We start from the raw sequence: 16,843 nt of genomic DNA, 5'->3' as shown, positions 1-16,843 counted from the left end.
CGCCATGATCACCCATCCGGGCGGGTGTCCCGCCCGGCGCGGCGCGGCGCCGATATACCCATGAGTACGTGACTACCGAGCGGGCCCTGCGCGGTGCGCGGGAGGGGTGAGCGGCTGATGAGCATCCTGCAGGAGATCCTGACGGGTTCGTCGGCCAGGAGCGCCAGGACCACCACCAGTGGCACCGGGGATGCCGGAGGCGTCACGGGCGCCGGCGGCGACATGCGCGCGGAATACGCCGAGGACGCCGTACGCGCCACGGGAGGCGGAACCGCCATCCGTTCCGGACCCGCCGGCTGGGCCCGGAGCGACGAGGGCGCCGGAAGAGGCGGCACGACGGTCCCGGAGGACGGCACGGCCGGTCGTCGCACCGTCGCACGTGTCCTGCGGCCGGGACGCACTCCCGCCGCGATCGTCGTCGCCGCCGTGCTCGCCCTGCTCGGCTGGGCGCTCACCGCCCAGGCCGTCGCCGTCATGCTCAGGGTGCCCGTGCCCTGGCGGTTGCCGCCCCGCCTGCTGAACCTCACCCTGGCCGACCCGGCCGTCCCGCTCGCCGCGGTCGGCATGATCGTCTGCGGCGCGGGCCTGGTGGCTCTCGCCGTCGTGCCCGGCCGTCCCCGTCTCGTGCCCCTGCGGTGCGAGGACCCGCTGCTCGCGATGGGCCTGACCCGCGTCGGGCTGCGTCGCACGCTCATCTCCTCGGCCCGCGAGGTCGAGGACGTCCGGCGCGCCAACGTCCACATCCTGCGCGGCCGGATCGAGGTCACCGTGGTCACCGGCACGGCCAGGACCGGGGCGGTCCTGCGCGAGGTCGGCGCGGCCGTGGGCGACCGCCTGGCCGGCCTCGGCGTCCAGGCCCGCCACGAGGTGGTCGTACGGCTCCGGGGGAGGGGAAACTGACATGCGCCCGCGTCTCGGAAACCGCGTCGGACTGCTCCTCGTGGGTCTGGTGCTGGTCGCGGGAGGACTCGGCCTGCTGGCCGTCGTACGGCGGCCCGGATCGCCGCCGGTCGGTGTGGGCGTGCTCGGCGGCCGGCCGTGGGCGCTCCCCCTGCTGGCCGGGGCGGCGATGCTGGTCGCCCTGGTCGCGACCCGCTGGCTCGTCCTGGCCCTCGGCTGGGGACGGCTCGGCAGGCGCACCGGCGCGGGCATCGCGATGCTCGGCGTGGCGCTCAAGGGCGTCGAGGGGATCGGCCGCCTGTCGGTCAGAGTCGTCGGGGACGGCAGGCTGCGGGTGTCGGTGTCCCTGCAGCGATCGGCCGACCTGCGGCAGGTGATCAGGCGGCTGGACGAGTCGGCGGTCTCACGCCTTCGCCGCACGGTCGGCCGGGACGACGCGCCCGCCGTCGTCCGCCTGCACGTTCGCGGACGCTGACCGTCTCCGGCCCCCGGCCGCGGTCCGGGCGGAGGAGCCGGTCGAGGCCACGGGGGCCACGGGGGCGCCGAGCGCCAGCCCGGCGGCCAGGCAGGCGAGCGGCACGACGGGCACCACGTAACGGTGGTCGAAGGCGGCGATCAGGGGCGGCAGCAGGAGCAGGACCATCGCGGCGGTCCACGGCAGCAGCGCGGCCCACCGCCGCGCGAGCACCCCGGCGAGCCCGGCCAGCAGCACCACCGCCAGCAGCGGCCCGCGCAGGAAGCCCTGCTCCTGGTAGGCGCGCAGCCATCCCGCGAACGGCTCGGCCACCCGCGTGCCGCCCGAGGCGCCCTGGTAGGCGGTGGTGAGCTCGGCCGCCGTACGGCCGCCGGAGGCCACCTTGGAGGTGAACGGCTTCACCGAGGCGGGAAAGACGTACGCGCTCTGCGGCCCCGGGGAGGGGTACGGCCTGCGGTCCCACTCGAACGCCCACAGGGCGTCGTGCAGGCCGGTCGCCAGGAAGTCGAGCGGCTGGCTGCGGATCGCCAGCGAGGCGAACTCGCCCGCCAGCCGCTCCCGGTCCTTCTTGACCCGCTGGATGGGGGAGCGGGCGTCCCAGATGTAGGCGGGCGCGGCGAGCCGGGGCCCCGACGGGCACAGCACCGCGAGGTCCGGCGGCGGCTTCATCACCGCGCAGTCGGCGAAGGTCATCGTGCGCGACCACAGCCAGGTGCTGCTGCCGCCCATCCCGTACGACCCGTGGGCGTCGTGGAACCAGACGGCGTACCCGCCGAGGACGGCCGAGGCGGCCGCGAGCCCGGCGAGCGCGGTCCGCCAGCGCCGGGCGAACAGCGCCGGGAGCAGCGCGAGCGCGATCAGCGGCAGCCCGAGGGTCCGGGTGACCGTCGCCAGCCCGAGCAGCAGCAGCGCCACGACGACGAGCCACCCGCCCGGCCGGGGCCGCCACAGCAGGATCGTCACGGCGGCCACGACCAGGGCGGTGAACAGCAGGTCGGCCATGACCAGGTGTTCGAGCTGGATCTGGTGGACGTCGAGCAGCACCGGCGCGGCGGCCAGCGCCGCCCCCCAGCCCGGCAGCCGCGTACGGCGGCGCAGCAGGGCGTAGACGCAGACCGCCATGCCGAGGCCGAGCAGGTGCTGGACGACCACCACCGCGGTGACGCTGTGCAGGGGGCTGAGCGCCCACAGGAACAGCGAGTAGCCGGACGGCCGGGACGGCAGGGGCCGCAGGTCGAGGGCGGAGCTGAGGTAGGCGAACGAGTCGGCCCAGAACCACAGCGCGGGCCGGTAGCCGAGCACGGCGAGCGCGCGCAGGGCGGCGCCCGCCGCCAGCAGGACCAGGAACGCCCGATGCGGGCGCAGCGCCTCGCGCCACCTCACGTGACGGCCCTCCTCCTCGTCGGCGAGATCACCACCTTATTGGGCGTCCGCCGGCGTGCCGTCCGCGCCCGCGAAGGGGGATCAGCACTCGATGACGTTCACGGCGAGGCCGCCGCGCGAGGTCTCCTTGTACTTGTCGAGCATGTCCCTGCCCGTGTCACGCATCGTCTTGATGGCCTTGTCGAGCGGCACGAAGTGCCGGCCGTCCCCGCGCAGCGCGATGCGCGCGGCGGTCACGGCCTTGATCGAGGCGACGGCGTTGCGCTCGATGCACGGGATCTGGACCAGGCCGCCGATGGGGTCGCACGTCAGGCCGAGGTTGTGCTCGATGCCGATCTCCGCCGCGTTCTCCACCTGCTCGGGGGTGCCGCCGAGGGCCTCGGTGAGGCCCGCCGCGGCCATCGAGCAGGCGGAGCCGACCTCGCCCTGGCAGCCGACCTCCGCGCCGGAGATGGAGGCGTTCTCCTTGAACAGCACGCCGATAGCGCCCGCGGTGAGCAGGAACCGGACGACGCCGTCATCTCCGGCGCCGGGAAGGAACCGCGTGTAGTAGGAGAGGACGGCCGGGATGATCCCGGCGGCGCCGTTGGTGGGAGCGGTGACGACCCGGCCGCCCGCCGCGTTCTCCTCGTTCACGGCCAGCGCGAACAGCGTGATCCAGTCCATCGCCCGCAGCGGGTCGGCGCCGTCGGCCTCGCCCTGGAGCTTGCGGTGGAGCTGGTGCGCCCGGCGCCGCACCTTGAGCCCGCCCGGCAGGACGCCCTCGCGGGTGGTCCCGCGCCGCACGCACTCGGCCATGACGGCCCACAGGTGCAGCAGGCGGGCCCGGATCTCCTCCGGCGTACGGCCGAAGGCCCGCTCGTTCTCCATCATCAGCCCGGAGATCGACAGGCCGGTCTCCGCGCAGTGCGCGAGCAGTTCCCGCCCGGTCGTGAAGGGGTACGGCAGCACCGTGTCGTCGGGTTTGATCCGGTCGGCGCCGGTGGCGTTCTCGTCCACCACGAAGCCGCCGCCGACCGAGTAGTACACCTTCTCGCGCAGCACGGCCTCGTCGGCGTACGCCGTGAACCGCATGCCGTTCGGATGGTGGGGGAGCGACACCTTGCGCTCGAAGACGAGGTGCTCGCCGACGACGAACGGGATCTCCCGGAGGCCGTGCAGCGTCACCGTGCCGCTCGCCCGCATCGCGGCCAGCCGTTCGTCGACGGTGTCGACGTCGACCAGCTCGGGCTTGTCGCCGGACAGGCCGAGCAGGACCGCCTTGTCGCTGCCGTGACCCTTGCCGGTCAGGCCGAGCGAGCCGTACAGGACGGCCTCGACCCGGGTGACCTTCTCCAGCAGCCCGTCCTCGTGCAGCCCGCGGGCGAACCTGTGCGCCGCGGCCATGGGGCCGCCCGTGTGCGAGCTGGACGGCCCGATCCCCACCTTGAACAGGTCGAAGACGCTGATCGCCATTGATCGTCGCCCTTCCCGTGCGCGGCCGGGACCGTCAGGACTCGCCGGAGGTGAGGGTGCCGTACTCCGCCGCGGACAGCAGGTCCTCCGGCTCCCCCTCCACGCGCACCCGGAACAGCCAGCCGTCGCCGTACGGGTCGGTGTTGAGCAGGGAGGGGTCGTCCACGACGGCGGAGTTGATCTCGACGATCTCGCCGCCGACCGGGGCGAAGATGTCGCTCACCGACTTAGTCGACTCGACCTCGCCGACCGCGTCACCGGCCGCCACCGTCGTGCCCGCCTCCGGCACCTGCACGAACACCACGTCGCCGAGCTGCTCGGCGGCGTACTCCGTGATGCCCACCGTCACGGTGAGGCCGTCGTCGATCCCGGCCACCCACTCGTGCTCCTTGGTGTAGCTCAGCTCCTCGGGAATGCTGCTCACTTGCTCCTCCTGTAGAAAGGCAGATCGACGACGTCGACCGGTTCATGGCTGCCCCGGATGTCGACCGTCAGGCCGCCCTCGCGGAGGGCGTCCTCGGTGACGTACGCCATGGCGATCGGCTTGCCGAGGGCCTGCGACGGCGCGCCGCTGGTCACCTCGCCGACGACGGCGCCCTCCCGGGTGACGGGGTAGCCGTGGCGGGGCACCCGGCGGCCGCGGGCCACCAGCCCGACCAGCCGCCGAGTGGAGCCGTTCTGCGCGGCCCGTTCCAGGGCGGACCGGCCCACGAAGTCGCCCGGCTTGTCGAAGCGGACGACCCGCCCGAGGCCGGCGTCGAACGGGGTGGCCGAGGAGGTCAGCTCGTTGCCGTACAGCGGCATGCCGGCCTCCAGGCGCAGCGTGTCGCGGGCCGACAGCCCCGCGGGAACGAGCCCGAGGTCACGGCCCGCCTCGCCGAGCGCGTCCCACAGGGGGACGGCGTGCTCGTTGAGGACGAACAGCTCGAAGCCGTCCTCGCCGGTGTAGCCCGTCCGCGCGATCAGGGCGGGCGCGCCGGTGACGACACCGGGGAGGATGGCGTAGTACTTCAGGCCGTCGACGTCCGCGTCGGTCAGCCCGCGCAGGATCTCGGCGGCACGCGGCCCCTGCACGGCCACCAGCGCGTACTCGTCGGACCGGTCCGTCACCCGCGCGTCGTACCCCTCGGACCGGGCGGCCAGTTCACGCGCCACGACGGCGTAGTTGGAGGCGTTGGCGACGACCATGTACCGGTCCTCGTCGAGACGGTAGACGATGAGGTCGTCGAGGATGCCGCCGTCCTCGTCCACGATCATCGTGTAGCGGGCGCGGCCGGGAGCGAGGATGCTGAGGTGGCCCACCAGGGCGTGGTCGAGCGCCTCGCCCGCCTGCGGGCCGGTGACGAAGATCTCCCCCATGTGGGACAGGTCGAACAGGCCCGCGGCCGTGCGCACCGCGTTGTGCTCGGCCGACTCGCTGCCGTACCGCAACGGCATCTGCCATCCGGCGAAGTCGGTCAGGGTCGCGCCTAGGCGTTCGTGTACCCCGCGGAGCGGGGTGGATCGGGACATGCGGACCTCGGAAAGGACGGATGCTGCACTGAACTATCGGGCATCCTCCCCCTCTGTCATCGGCGCCTGAGAGCTTCGTCCGATCTTTGCCGGACTTTCACCTTCGGCGAGGCCTCGCGGCCTTCTTTCCAGAGGTCACCTGGCCCGCGCGGTCCTTTGCCTTGAGAGGTTCGCGGGGAGGGCTTGCTCCTTCAGGGGCCCTGACCGGCTGCCAGGACGCTCTCCCGCACGGGATGATCGGTGCGCTGCCAGCCTAGTGGTTCGCCGCCGTCCCCGTAACCTGCCGGGTCGCCCGCTTTCAGGTGCCTAGTTCGCGCTCGGGGTGATGCCCCTGGGGGTCGTGCGGCCACGGGCGGGAAAGGCGCTCAAGGCGTCGCCGGTGAGGATCCGCTGGTGGAGGGCCTGGGTGTCGGGGGACGGCTCGGTGCCGAGGCGGTCGACCAGGGTGCGGCGCAGCCGCTGGTAGGAGGCGAAGGCGTCGTGGGTCCGGCCCGAGCGGTGGAGGGCCAGCATGAGCTGCCGGTGGGGGCGTTCGCGCAGCGGGTGCCGGGTGGCCCACTGGGCCAGGCCGCCGACGATCTCGCGGTGGTGCCCGAGCGCCAGCCGTACGTCGAAGAGGTCCTCGGTCACCGCCCGCCGGTCCTCGTCGAGCCGTTCGGCCCACACGCGGAGCCCGTCGACCTGCCGCACATCGAGGAGGGCGTCGCCCCGCCACAGGCTCAGCGCGTTCTCGAACAACCGCACCGCATTGTGGTAATCGCCATTCTCGCGAGCGATTCTGCCCTGTGCCACCCATTGGTTGAATTCTGCAACGTCCACGGAGCCGGGCCGGACGGAAAGAAGGTATCCGCCCTTCACCGTACGGACCGGAGAAAGGCCGGGGTCGCGAGGGGAGAGCCGCCGCCGTACCTGGGCGACGTAGGTGGTAAGATTGCGCGGCGCCGAAATAGTGGGACGGCCATTCCACAGTAGTGCGGTGAGCTGGTCCCGGTGCAGCGCGATATTCGCATTAAGGACGAGCAGCGCCAGGAGCTGCCGATGTCTCGCGGCGAGGCCGGCGATGGCGTCTCCTCGGTCGTTCATGGCCGAAAACGGTCCGAGCACGGCGTATAACACGGTTCCCCTCGCGCAAGGCAGCGTGAACGCGCCGACGACGGCGGCTTTGATCGGCGTTTGACGATATCTCTCCCCGCCTTCATTCGTCAAAATTACGCGTTTTCCGGCCGCCCGTAGATGTGTTGTCGGCCACTCGGCATTGCGTTCCGTAAAGTCATGAATGCCCTGCGAACATGCACGTGCATCTTATGAAATCGGTTACATCACCGGGATTCGCCATGAGGCGGTGCAAAAGGCGGCAAGAGGGATCCCCACCGGGCGATGATTGCCGGGCGGGACGAACGCCCGGCCACCCGGTCCCACGAGGCGCCCTCCCGGACCTCCTGTCGCCGTCGCGATCGTGCTCGCGGCGACCCTCGCGGCACAGGCGTGGTTGATCTGGGTGGTGGTTACGCGGGCCGATGAGGCGGGAGGAGGACGCCGACACCGGTACGGCCGGCGACTCCCGCGTGCGCGTCGTTCGGTGAGCCTGTACTCACTGGCCGCGGGCGCGTTCCTGTCGCACCTCGTGCCTGCGCGCGCTCGGTGTCGCCCTCGACCTGCCGCCGAGGGCCGGGGTCACGGCGCTGACACTGGTTAAGTCATTTCCTCGGCGGCTGGACCGGGGACGGACGCGCGGTGCTTCACCCGGCAGTGGACACGTAGGCGAGGGACCCGCCGATCTCCGGGTCGTCGGCCAGGATGCGCTGGTGGAGGGTCCGCGTGCCGGGAGCGGGCCCGGCGCCCATCTGGTCGACGAGAGTCCGGTGAAGGCGCTGGTAGGCCATGGACGCCTCATGCGTCCGACCGGATCTGTGCAGGGCGAGCATGAGCTGCTGGTGAGGGCGTTCACGCAACGGGTGCGTCGACGCCCACTGGGCCAGGGCGCCGACGACCTCGTGGTGCTGCCCGGCTGCCAGCCGTACGTCGAACAGGTCCTCGGTGACGGTGCGCCGGTCCTCGTCGAGCCGATCGGCCCACACCGCGAGTGCGTCGACGCGCCTGAGATCGAGAAGGGCGTCGCCCCGCCACAACCGCAGGGCGTCTCCCAGCAGTTCGGCCGCATTGTGGTAATCGCGATTGTCCCGGGCCGTTCTTCCGTGCATTGTCAGATAATTGAACCTGTCGACATCCACGGAGGCCGAGGGCGCGGAAAGGACATAGCCGCTGCCGGCCGTCCGCAGCGCGGAGTGCGCCGGTTCGCGAGGGGAGAGCAGGCGGCGCAGGCGCGCGATGTAGGTGGTGAGATTGCGGCGGGCGGAGTCGGGCGGACGGCCGTTCCACAGCAGGTCGATCAGCCTGTCACGATGCATGACGATGTTCACGTTGAGCAGGAGCAACGCCAGGAGCTGCCGCTGCCTCGGCGTGAGCTCCGCGATGACCTCGCCCTGGACGTCGAAGGCCAGGAACGGTCCAAGCAGCGCGTACAGCACGGTCCCCCTCGCGCATGGCGGCTAGTGAGCGTTTTTCCGCTTCGACGGCTTCCCCGGTGTCCGCTGAAATCAGCATGCAAGGAACGGACATAAGTGTCTTGTCTTTTTCTGCACACTTGATGTCGTTTCGTGCACGGTGCCGGTGAGCTCTGGCCCCGCCCACGGCTGTCACGGAGGAAGAAGGACGTCAGCCGCGCCCCCGCTGGCGAGGAGGCGGGATAGGTGACGTGTATCAGAAATGTGTTGGTTGTATGTCGATGATCCGTAGCGTCTGGCGCGTATGCCCCCGGCCTGTGGAGCGTCGATATGATCCCCCCTCTTCGGCAGATGTTCGCTGTCACCGCTCGGAATCGGCAGGTGAAGCGACGAACACGGCTCACGGCGGTGGTGACCGGCCTGGCCATGGTGGCGGCCCTGCTGGTGGTGCCGCCCGCGGTCGCCGTGCCGGTGGCCAAGGCGGCGCCGGCATCCCCGGCTCCGGTCTCCGAGCGTCCGGACGCGACGTCGGCGGCGCTGTCGGCACGGTTGCAGAACTCTCCGGTCGAGGACCTGTCGGCGCGTACGGAGGACTCGACCACGGTCTACCTGCCGGACGGCTCGGCGAGGACGGAGATCTTCGCCGGTCCGGTGCGGGTGAAGCAGAACGGCGCGTGGACGCCGGTGGACACCACCTTGGTGGAGCGGAACGGCCATCTGGAGCCGAAGGCGGCCGCGGCCGGGGCGCAGGTGGAGATCTCGGCCGGGGGCAGTGGCCCGCTGGCCGAGCTGGTCACGGGATCGGGCAAGGACGAGCACCGGTTCGGCGTGCGCTGGCCGACCTCCCTGGGCGGGCCGCAGGTGTCGGGCAACACCGCGACGTGGGCGGACATCGCGCCCGGCGCGGACCTGGTGGTGCAGGCGCAGCCGCGGGGATTCGTGCACTACGTGGTGCTGAAGCGGAAGCCGACCGCGCCGGTGGAGATCCGGCTGCCGGTCGAGCTGGCCGGAGCCGATCTGTCCAAGGACTCCAGGAACCGGCTGAAGCTGGTCGACAACGCCGGCAAGGGCAAGGGTGACCTGGTCGCCGCGGCGCCGCCGCCGCACATGTGGGACGCGGCGGCGGCCGACTCACCGGACGCGGGCAAGCGGTCGGAGGTCGGCTCGGCGATCGAGAAGGGTTCCGACGGCCCGGTCCTGGTGCTGAAGCCGTCGATGGACTTCCTGAACGCGCCGGACGTGACGTACCCGGTGACGATCGACCCGTACATGCAGATGACCCTGCAGACCGACACGTTCGTCTCCGACGACTACCCCAACTCGGCGACCTCGGCGACCTGGCTGCACGTGGGCCGGTTCGGGTCGGGGACGAAGACCGCCCGGACCTACCTGCAGTTCAAGCTCGGCGGCCTGGTCAGCAAGCACATCATGAACGCCGACCTGTACCTGTCGAACTACAAGGCCAACGCCTGCGGCGGCGTGGCCGCCGGTCTGGGCATCCGGGTCAAGCGGGTCACCTCGGCCTGGTCGTCGTCCACGCTGACGCAGTCGAACCACCCGACCTCGACCACGACCGGGATGGTGGACAACACCAGCCAGGCCTACGGGTACGACTCCAGCTGTCCGGAACACGACATGTTGTGGTCGATCGAGGACATCGTGCAGTACTGGACCGACCACCCGGCCGAGAACTACGGCCTGCAGGTCCGGGCGGTGTCGGAGACCCAGGCCACCAACTGGCGGATGTACCGCTCCTCCGAGAACACCGTCGGCGCGGACGGCCCGCGGCTGACGATCCAGTGGAACTCCTACCCGACCGTCCCGCACCATCTGACCGTCAACCCCAGCGCGGGCGGCACGAACGGCGGCACGTTCGTCACCTCGCTCACGCCGACGATGACCGGCATGGTCGGGGACGGAGAGTGGGACACCGAGACGATCAGCTTCTACCTGGAACACGACCCGAGCTACCCGGCCGAGGGCACCGGCAGCGTGTGGACCGGCAGCGTGACCGGGATCCTGCAGGGCGAACTGGGCACGGTGACCGTCCCGTCGGGCAAGCTGGTCAACGGGTACCACTACCGGTGGCGGGCCAGAGGCGACGACGGCACCGACTACTCCCGCGACTACTCCTCCTACCGGTACTTCACCGTCGACATGACCGCCCCGGCGGCGCCGACGATCTCCTGCCCGGACTACGCCTCGGGCGTCTGGACGGCGAAGGCGTCCGCTCCGGTCACCTGCACGCTCGACACCACCTCCGCCGACGGCGCGGGCTACTACTGGGGCCTGGACGACGCCTCGGCGCCGACCCTGGTCGAGGACAACGACGGCGGCGGTGACGCCAAGACGATCACGATCGACCCCGCCCAGGGCTGGCACACGCTGTCGGTCAAGGCCCGCGACATGGCGCTGCGCACCTCCACCGTGACCACCTACAGCTTCGGCGCGGGCGCCGGTGAGGTGACCGCGCCGCTGGCCGGCGACCGCACCCAGGCCGCCGTCACGCTGGGTTCCCGGGCCGCCCCCGGCGCCACCGGGGTCCGCTACGAATACAAGGCCGACGTCAGCGGCTCCGGGACGTGGGCGGCGATCCCGACCACGCACGTCACCGTGCCGGGGTCGGCGACGCCGATCTCCGGCTGGCCGTACACCACCGTGACCACCGGAACCAGCGCGGTCTTCGGCTCGCTGTACTGGGACGTGGCGGCGACGATGGCCGCGGCCGGCCGGGGTGACGGCCCGGTGCAGGTGCGCGCCTGCTTCGTCAAGACCTCCGGCGAGGCCTGCTCCGACGCACGCGAGTTCACCCTGGAGCGCGCCGCCTTCGGCTCCTCCTACGCCACCCAGCAACTGGGCCCCGGCGAGGTTTCCCTGCTGACCGGCGACTACTCGGTCTCCGCCACCGACGTGTCGGCCTTCGGGTTGTCGGTCTCGCGCGGTCACACCACTCTGGCCCCCGCCACGGCGTCGGGCGTCGCAGGAGTGTTCGGCCCCGGCTGGACCGCGTCCTTCCCCGGCGGTGCCTCCAGCGTGTCGGGAATGAGGTTCGAGGACCACTCAGGCGCCGGGTACGTGTTGTTCACCGGCACCGACGGCTCGACCGAGACCTACACGGTGCAATCGGACGGTACCTACAAGGGCATCTCCGACGCCTCCGACGGCTCCACGGTGACCAAGGACTCGGGCACCCAGTTCACCCACACCGACACCGAGGGCACCAAGACCATCTTCACCGCCTCCGGCGGCGCATGGACGGTCAGCTCTATCGACGAGGCAGGCGCCGAGAACACCACCACCTACACCTACGATGCCTCCGGCCGGGTCAGCCGGATGCTCGCCCCCGTCCCCGCGGGAGTCACCTGCACCACCCTGGTCGCCGGCTGCAAGACACTCGACATCACCTACGCGGCAAGCACCACGGCGAGCGGCGTGTCCAGCGGCTGGGGCGACTACACCGGCCTCACCAAGTCCATCTCCTACACCGCCTACGACCCGACCACCTCGGCGATGAAGACCACCACCCTCGCCGCCTACACCTACGACTCCACCGGGCACCTGCGTACGGTGACCGATCCCCGCACCAATTTGACCTTCACCTACTACTACAACGCGGCCGGTCGGATCTCGCAGATCACCCCGCCGGGGCTCAACCCCTGGCGGGTGAACTACGACACCTCGGGCCGGGTCGCCGACGTCCAGCGCGAGGCAGGCGCCACCGACATCGTCCAGGCCGTCTCGTACGGGGTGCCGATCAACTCGCCCGTCGACGTCACCGGCGCCACGGCCGCGACCTGGTCGCAGACCACCGACCTGCCCCGCACCGGCAGCGCGGTCTTCCCGGCGTGGCGAGTGCCCCCGCAGGCCGGCGACGGGTCCTACACACCGGCGGCGGCCGACTACCCGTACGCGGCGCTGACGTACATGGACGTCAACGGCCGTGCTGTGAACACGGCGACGTACGGCGCGGGCGCGTGGCAGGTCTCGGCGACGCGGTACGACGACGACGGCAACACCATCTGGGAGTTGTCCGCGGGCAACCGGACCGAGGCTCTGACGCCCACGTCCTCGACGGACGCGTATGTGGCCGGGCGCGCCAGCACCGCCGAGCGCGCTGACCTGCTGGCGGACGTCACCGTCTACAACGACGACGGGGATGTCGTCAGCAGTGACGGACCCGCCCACCAGGCGATGCTCACGGACGGCACGCTTGTGTCCGCCCGCCAGCACACCGACTACACCTATGACGAGGGCAAGCCCGATCCGGACACCGACTACCACCTCGTGACCACAACGACGGTGAAGCCCCTGGTCGTCAACGGAGCAGGCGTGGTCGCAGCGGGCGACACCCATGCTGAGAAGACCGGTTACGACCCGATCGTCTCCGGCGACCCCTCCGGCTGGGACCTCTTCCAACCGACCAGCCAGAAGACCGTCGTCGCGGGCGGCGCGGATATCATCCGCAAGGTCCGCTATGACGATGCAGGCCGGCAGGTTGAGCGGCGGATGCCGTCCTCCTCGGGCTCGGATGCGGGCACCGCGACCACGACCTACTACACCGCCGCGGCCAACTCCACGTACCCCTCGTGCGGTGGCAAACCCCAGTGGTCCGGGCTCGTGTGCCGCACTGCCGCCGCCGCCAGCCCCTCCGGTGGCGGGACCCTGCCTGTCACCACTACCACCTATGGCTACTGGGGCCAGACCGCTCAGACCGTGGAGACGTCGGGTTCAGCGACGCGGACATCGACGGTGACGGTCGACGTCGCGGGCCGCGCGAGCCAGACCAGCGTGACAGAGACCGGCGCCGGCAGCAGCGCGCTGCCGGACCGGACCTATGCCTACGACAGTGCCACCGGTCTGCGGACCGGGGTCACCGCCGGAGGGGTCTCGGTCACGACCGCGTACGACGCCCTGGGCCGGGCCTACTCGACCACAGACGCGGACGGCAACACCGCCCTCACGACATTCGACACAGCGGGCCGGGTGGCCTCGGTGAACGACGGCAAGGGCACCTACACCTACGCCTATGACGGCACCGACGCCGCGGGGAAGGCCGAGCGGCGCGGCGTGCCCACGGGAATCGCGGTCTCCACAATCGGCTCCTTCACGGCTGCCTTCGACGCCGCCGGCAACCTCAGCAAGCAGGTGTACCCGAACGGTCTGACCGCCACCAGCACGTGGGATGGCACCGGCAAACAAACCGGCCTGACCTACGCAAAGTCGGGCACGACCTGGCTGGCATTCACGGCGACTCCGGACGTCGAGGGCCGGACAGTGGAGACGGCCGGGCCGAACGGCAGCCTGCAGCACTACACCTACGACACCGCCGGACGCCTGACCAAGGTCGCCGACACCTACAACCTGTCGTGCGAGACCCGCACCTACGGGTTCGACGTGGACACCAACCGCACCTCCCAGGCGAGCTACCCTGCGGCCGACGACGGCTCCTGCTCCACCTCGACAACACCGACGACCGCAACTCACACCTTCGACTCGGCGGACCGGATCACCGATTCCGGGTACTCCTACGACGCCTTCGGCCGTACGACCGCTGTACCGGCCTCGTCTACCGCCAACGGCGCGGCGGTCACGGCCGGCTACTACGCGGGCGACATGGTCAGGACACTCACCCAGGCGTCCACGACCAAGACCTTCACCCTTGACCCTCTCGGCCGCATCCGCCAGACCACGTCCTCGGCCGGCACCCAGACCAACCACTACACCGGTGGCGGCGACTCGCCGGCCTGGATCGGCGAGGTCAATGGCAGCTGGACCCGCAACGTCACGGCGTTCACCGGCCTGTCGGCCACGCAGACCAGCGGCGGCACGCTCACACTGCAACTCACCAACCTGCATGGGGACGTGATCGCGACCTGTGCCGACAACAGTGGCGCCACAGGTGTGGACAACTACGCGGAACAGACCGAATATGGCCTCGACCGTGCGACCAACACGAGCGACCGCTACGAATGGCTGGGAGGCGCCCAACGTGCCAGCGACACCGTCGGCGACATCGTCCTCATGGGCGTCCGCCTCTACAACCCCGCGACCGGCCGATTCCTTCAGGTCGATCCGGTGGTCGGGGCGAGTGCCAACGCCTACGATTACTGCAATTCAGACCCGATAAACTGCAGGGACCTCGACGGGAGATGCCCCAATGGGTGGAGTTGGTCGAGCGTTGCCTGCAACGTCGCCGTAGCAGCGGTCGACGGTATAGTCGAAACGGTTGTTCTCGCCGCCTGCGGCGGCGCCACGTCCGGCCTTGGAATCGCGCTCTGCCATGTCGTCGCGGTGGCAGCGGCGACAGGTATCAGTTACTGGGTGGAGACGCGTTGGGACGGCGGGTTCACCTGGGGAACGCTTGGGAGCAAGCTTGCCGGTTCCGTCGTCAAAGCAGCTCTCGCTATTCCTGGAGCCAGCAAGTTCCTCAGGACGAAGTGGGGGAAGTGGCTGATCGGAAAGATACGCCCCTTGGCCAACAAGCTTGGCTCTGCTCTTACCCGGGCGATTCGCTGGGCGCTCGGTACGAAGGCGGGCAGGCAGGTCTCCATCGTCATGTCGGCCGTGGTCGGCTATATCCTTTCAGGTATCTACAGTGTTCAGCACGCGAACAACAACAAGTAGCTGAATAAAACTCGGGGGTGGCCGCACCTGGTGTGGCCGCCCCTTCGTTCGCAGGAAGGTCGCTTATGGCTCGACGTAGGGTGACGGGGCGAGAAGTTGCCTTCGCAGCACTGTGTGGCGCCGGGACGGTTCTGGTGATCGCCGTCGTGGCTGTCCTCAATCAGGGGACGGTCGCCAGCGGTCTGGCGGCCGGGATTATTCCGGGTATCCTCATCGCAAGCGTGATGATCATAGCCGATATGTTTCGTGATCCGCCCTCTAAGAATCAAGACGGTAATTGAGGAGGGAAGGGCAAGGATCTAGTTGAAGAGCCGACGGTCTACGAGCGGCCCGATTTCGGTCCTCCTAGTGATATGCGCTGGTGGGAATCGTGACGTCTCCTAGGCCGGCAGACCGAGCGGTGACGAGTCTTTCAACGAAGAAGAACAGTGAGCCTGCCGACCTCGTCCCCAGGGCGGGAAGGCTTCTTTTAAAAATCTTCTTCTCTTTCGCGACGCATGTGATGCTCTCGTTCCTGTTATTCACCATGGCGCCTGGGCCTATCGTAATCATTGCGATCATTTGGGCGATTCCGGTTATTCAGGTCGTGGCAGTCGTGACGATCTTCGCGCTGCGCGAGAACATGAGATCGGCGGTCCCCTGGATTGTCTGGCCGGTCTTCTGGGCTTGCCTCAACGTCGTGACGACGAATTGGTGAGGTGGCTCCCGGGTGGGAGTATCTGAAGTAGCCGATGTGGCACCGGGCTGGAGGCGTCACCACCGCCTGCTGCTGGATACGACTGCGGGTCGCCGGTCTCGAGCACAGGGGAACGATTGAATCCCGATGATGAGTTCGCGCAGTGGATCTCGCTGCTGCGAGAGGACGAGGCATTTGACGCCGAGGTGGATCGCCTCGGCACGGAGGCCATCACAGAACTGCGGAGAATCTACGCCGAAGATGGTCTGCTCTTCGGGGACGACCTTCGGAGGCGATTGCTGGCCCTGCGGTTCGCCCATGCCGAGCAAGCTCTTCGGCTGGTGCTTTCGGACTTTCCTGATGCCCTCGACTGGTACATCGCTCCCACAGTCTCGATGGGTGAACCCGCTCGGGAGGGAGTGGTCGTCCACGGGTGGGAGGTGTTCGGGATCGGATTCCAGGACACTCTGGTAGAGATCGCGGCGGGCATTCAAGGGGACTACATCGACGAGTTTTGGCGGGTCTGGCCCTTGTGTCCTGGTCATCGCCTCGGTTTGAAACCGGACGTGCTCAACGGCGTCAGTGTGTGGATGTGCGGCTCCGGTCCTCATGAGGTCGCACGAATAGGGAAAATAGAAGGCAGCCGTAGGCGCTGAGGGCCCCGCCTCGGTTTCCGTACGGGCGAGCGTGCCCCTACCCGGATGACTGTCGTGTCGGCTCTGTATTGCCGTGCCATGTCGGGAGTGGATTCGATGCGAACGGTTCCATGGGCCGCCCGGGCGGTGTGGATTGTGGTGCCGGTCGCGACCACGCTGCTGTCGATGGTGACCATGACGGCGGCGGCCACCCCCGGCGTCAGGTGGTTGTTTCGTGAGCCGATCGCGCTCGGCTGGCTTCTGCTGTTCTGCGCCTGGCTCACGGCGATACTGGTGAGCAGGCGACATCGGCCGGCACCCGCGGTCGCGCTGACGCCGCTCATCGCGCTGGTCACGCTGGTGGCGGCCTTCAGCGGGGCGTGCACGTGGGCGGGCTTCAAGCTGTCCGAAGCGGCCCTGAACGACTACGCGCACGCGGTGGCGGCCGGGACCGCCGGTGAAGGACAGAAGAGGGTCGGTGTCTTCACGGTCGCCTCCCCGCAACGGCTGACGGGAGGCGGTGTCAGCTTCGCCATCGCCCGGTCGGGGTCGTTCCTGTCCCTGGAGCGGTACGGCATGGCCTACCTGCCTGAGGGTCCCGGCGACGAACGGGAACTCGACGACCTGGTGCGTCACCTCGGCGGCGGCTGGTACCTGTGGACGGCGGACTGACCGCCGC

Annotated in this window: 13 protein-coding genes and 1 riboswitch; of the genes, 7 read left to right on the top strand and 6 right to left on the bottom strand. The window is 69.7% G+C overall.

What is annotated here, in order from left to right; all coding sequences use genetic code 11:
• Window positions 1-117: 117 nt before the first annotated feature.
• Window positions 118-900 carry a DUF6286 domain-containing protein gene (locus tag HHX33_RS24205; protein ID WP_182876630.1) on the top strand — a complete coding sequence of 261 codons (783 nt, stop codon included), beginning with the start codon at window positions 118-120 and terminating at the stop codon, window positions 898-900.
• Between the two features lies 1 nt (window position 901).
• Window positions 902-1,375 (top strand): hypothetical protein, encoded by a 474-nt coding sequence (locus HHX33_RS24200; RefSeq protein WP_182876629.1) that lies wholly within the window; start codon window positions 902-904, stop codon window positions 1,373-1,375.
• On the opposite strand, the gene HHX33_RS24195 is transcribed toward HHX33_RS24200, so the two are convergent.
• The 6 genes from HHX33_RS24195 to HHX33_RS24170 all read right to left on the bottom strand — a co-directional run bounded on the left by HHX33_RS24195 (window position 1,304) and on the right by HHX33_RS24170 (window position 8,253).
• Window positions 1,304-2,758 carry a hypothetical protein gene (locus HHX33_RS24195; RefSeq protein WP_182876628.1) on the bottom strand — a complete coding sequence of 485 codons (1,455 nt, stop codon included), beginning with the start codon at window positions 2,756-2,758 and terminating at the stop codon, window positions 1,304-1,306. The genes HHX33_RS24200 and HHX33_RS24195 overlap by 72 nt on opposite strands.
• 81 nt (window positions 2,759-2,839) lie before the next feature.
• The gene (locus HHX33_RS24190; protein WP_111700046.1) at window positions 2,840-4,213 is read right to left on the bottom strand and encodes an L-serine ammonia-lyase; all 1,374 of its coding nucleotides are present in this window, start codon (window positions 4,211-4,213) and stop codon (window positions 2,840-2,842) included.
• 34 nt (window positions 4,214-4,247) lie between these two features.
• The gene (gene gcvH, locus HHX33_RS24185) at window positions 4,248-4,637 is read right to left on the bottom strand and encodes a glycine cleavage system protein GcvH (protein ID WP_111700047.1); all 390 of its coding nucleotides are present in this window, start codon (window positions 4,635-4,637) and stop codon (window positions 4,248-4,250) included.
• Entirely contained in the window at window positions 4,634-5,725 is a 1,092-nt protein-coding gene (gene gcvT / locus HHX33_RS24180) for a glycine cleavage system aminomethyltransferase GcvT (protein WP_182876627.1), read from the bottom strand. Before gcvT ends, gcvH begins: the two co-directional genes overlap by 4 nt.
• Window positions 5,726-5,864: 139 nt before the next feature.
• Window positions 5,865-5,962, bottom strand: a riboswitch (glycine riboswitch).
• Between the two features lie 69 nt (window positions 5,963-6,031).
• Window positions 6,032-6,808, bottom strand: coding sequence for an AfsR/SARP family transcriptional regulator (locus tag HHX33_RS24175; protein WP_182876626.1), 777 nt, complete (start codon window positions 6,806-6,808; stop codon window positions 6,032-6,034).
• Window positions 6,809-7,464: 656 nt separating this feature from the next.
• Window positions 7,465-8,253 carry an AfsR/SARP family transcriptional regulator gene (locus HHX33_RS24170; protein ID WP_182876625.1) on the bottom strand — a complete coding sequence of 263 codons (789 nt, stop codon included), beginning with the start codon at window positions 8,251-8,253 and terminating at the stop codon, window positions 7,465-7,467.
• Between the two features lie 357 nt (window positions 8,254-8,610).
• On the opposite strand from HHX33_RS24170, the gene HHX33_RS24165 reads away from it, so the two are divergent.
• The 5 genes from HHX33_RS24165 (at window position 8,611) to HHX33_RS24145 (ending at window position 16,836) form a co-directional block, all read left to right on the top strand.
• Window positions 8,611-14,853 (top strand): DNRLRE domain-containing protein, encoded by a 6,243-nt coding sequence (locus HHX33_RS24165; RefSeq protein ID WP_182876624.1) that lies wholly within the window; start codon window positions 8,611-8,613, stop codon window positions 14,851-14,853.
• A gap of 134 nt (window positions 14,854-14,987) precedes the next feature.
• Window positions 14,988-15,134, top strand: a complete 147-nt coding sequence (locus HHX33_RS24160) for a hypothetical protein (protein WP_182876623.1) — start codon at window positions 14,988-14,990, stop codon at window positions 15,132-15,134.
• A gap of 80 nt (window positions 15,135-15,214) precedes the next feature.
• Window positions 15,215-15,550 (top strand): hypothetical protein, encoded by a 336-nt coding sequence (locus tag HHX33_RS24155; RefSeq protein ID WP_182876622.1) that lies wholly within the window; start codon window positions 15,215-15,217, stop codon window positions 15,548-15,550.
• A gap of 116 nt (window positions 15,551-15,666) precedes the next feature.
• On the top strand, window positions 15,667-16,185 hold the full coding sequence (locus HHX33_RS24150) for a hypothetical protein (protein WP_182876621.1): 519 nt from the start codon (window positions 15,667-15,669) through the stop codon (window positions 16,183-16,185).
• Window positions 16,186-16,281: 96 nt separating this feature from the next.
• A complete protein-coding gene (locus HHX33_RS24145; protein WP_182876620.1) occupies window positions 16,282-16,836 on the top strand; it encodes a hypothetical protein in 555 nt (184 codons plus the stop codon).
• The last annotated feature ends 7 nt before the right edge of the window (window positions 16,837-16,843 follow it).

Origin of the sequence: Microbispora sp. H10670 (genome assembly GCF_014161385.1) — a bacterium.
GTDB classification, from domain to species: Bacteria; Actinomycetota; Actinomycetes; order Streptosporangiales; family Streptosporangiaceae; genus Microbispora; species Microbispora triticiradicis.
The sequence above is the reverse complement of the archived record's forward strand: the minus strand, read 5'-3'. Positions and strand labels throughout refer to the sequence as shown.

Bases quoted from the DNA above. Each gene is read 5' to 3' on its own strand.
- HHX33_RS24205 (WP_182876630.1), top strand. From the start codon at position 118: ATGAGCATCCTGCAGGAGATCCTGACGGGTTCGTCGGCCAGGAGCGCC.
- HHX33_RS24200 (WP_182876629.1), top strand. From the start codon at position 902: ATGCGCCCGCGTCTCGGAAACCGCGTCGGACTGCTCCTCGTGGGTCTG.
- HHX33_RS24190 (WP_111700046.1), bottom strand. From the start codon at position 4,213: ATGGCGATCAGCGTCTTCGACCTGTTCAAGGTGGGGATCGGGCCGTCC.
- gcvT (WP_182876627.1), bottom strand. From the start codon at position 5,725: ATGTCCCGATCCACCCCGCTCCGCGGGGTACACGAACGCCTAGGCGCG.
- HHX33_RS24175 (WP_182876626.1), bottom strand. From the start codon at position 6,808: ATGAACGACCGAGGAGACGCCATCGCCGGCCTCGCCGCGAGACATCGG.
- HHX33_RS24145 (WP_182876620.1), top strand. From the start codon at position 16,282: ATGCGAACGGTTCCATGGGCCGCCCGGGCGGTGTGGATTGTGGTGCCG.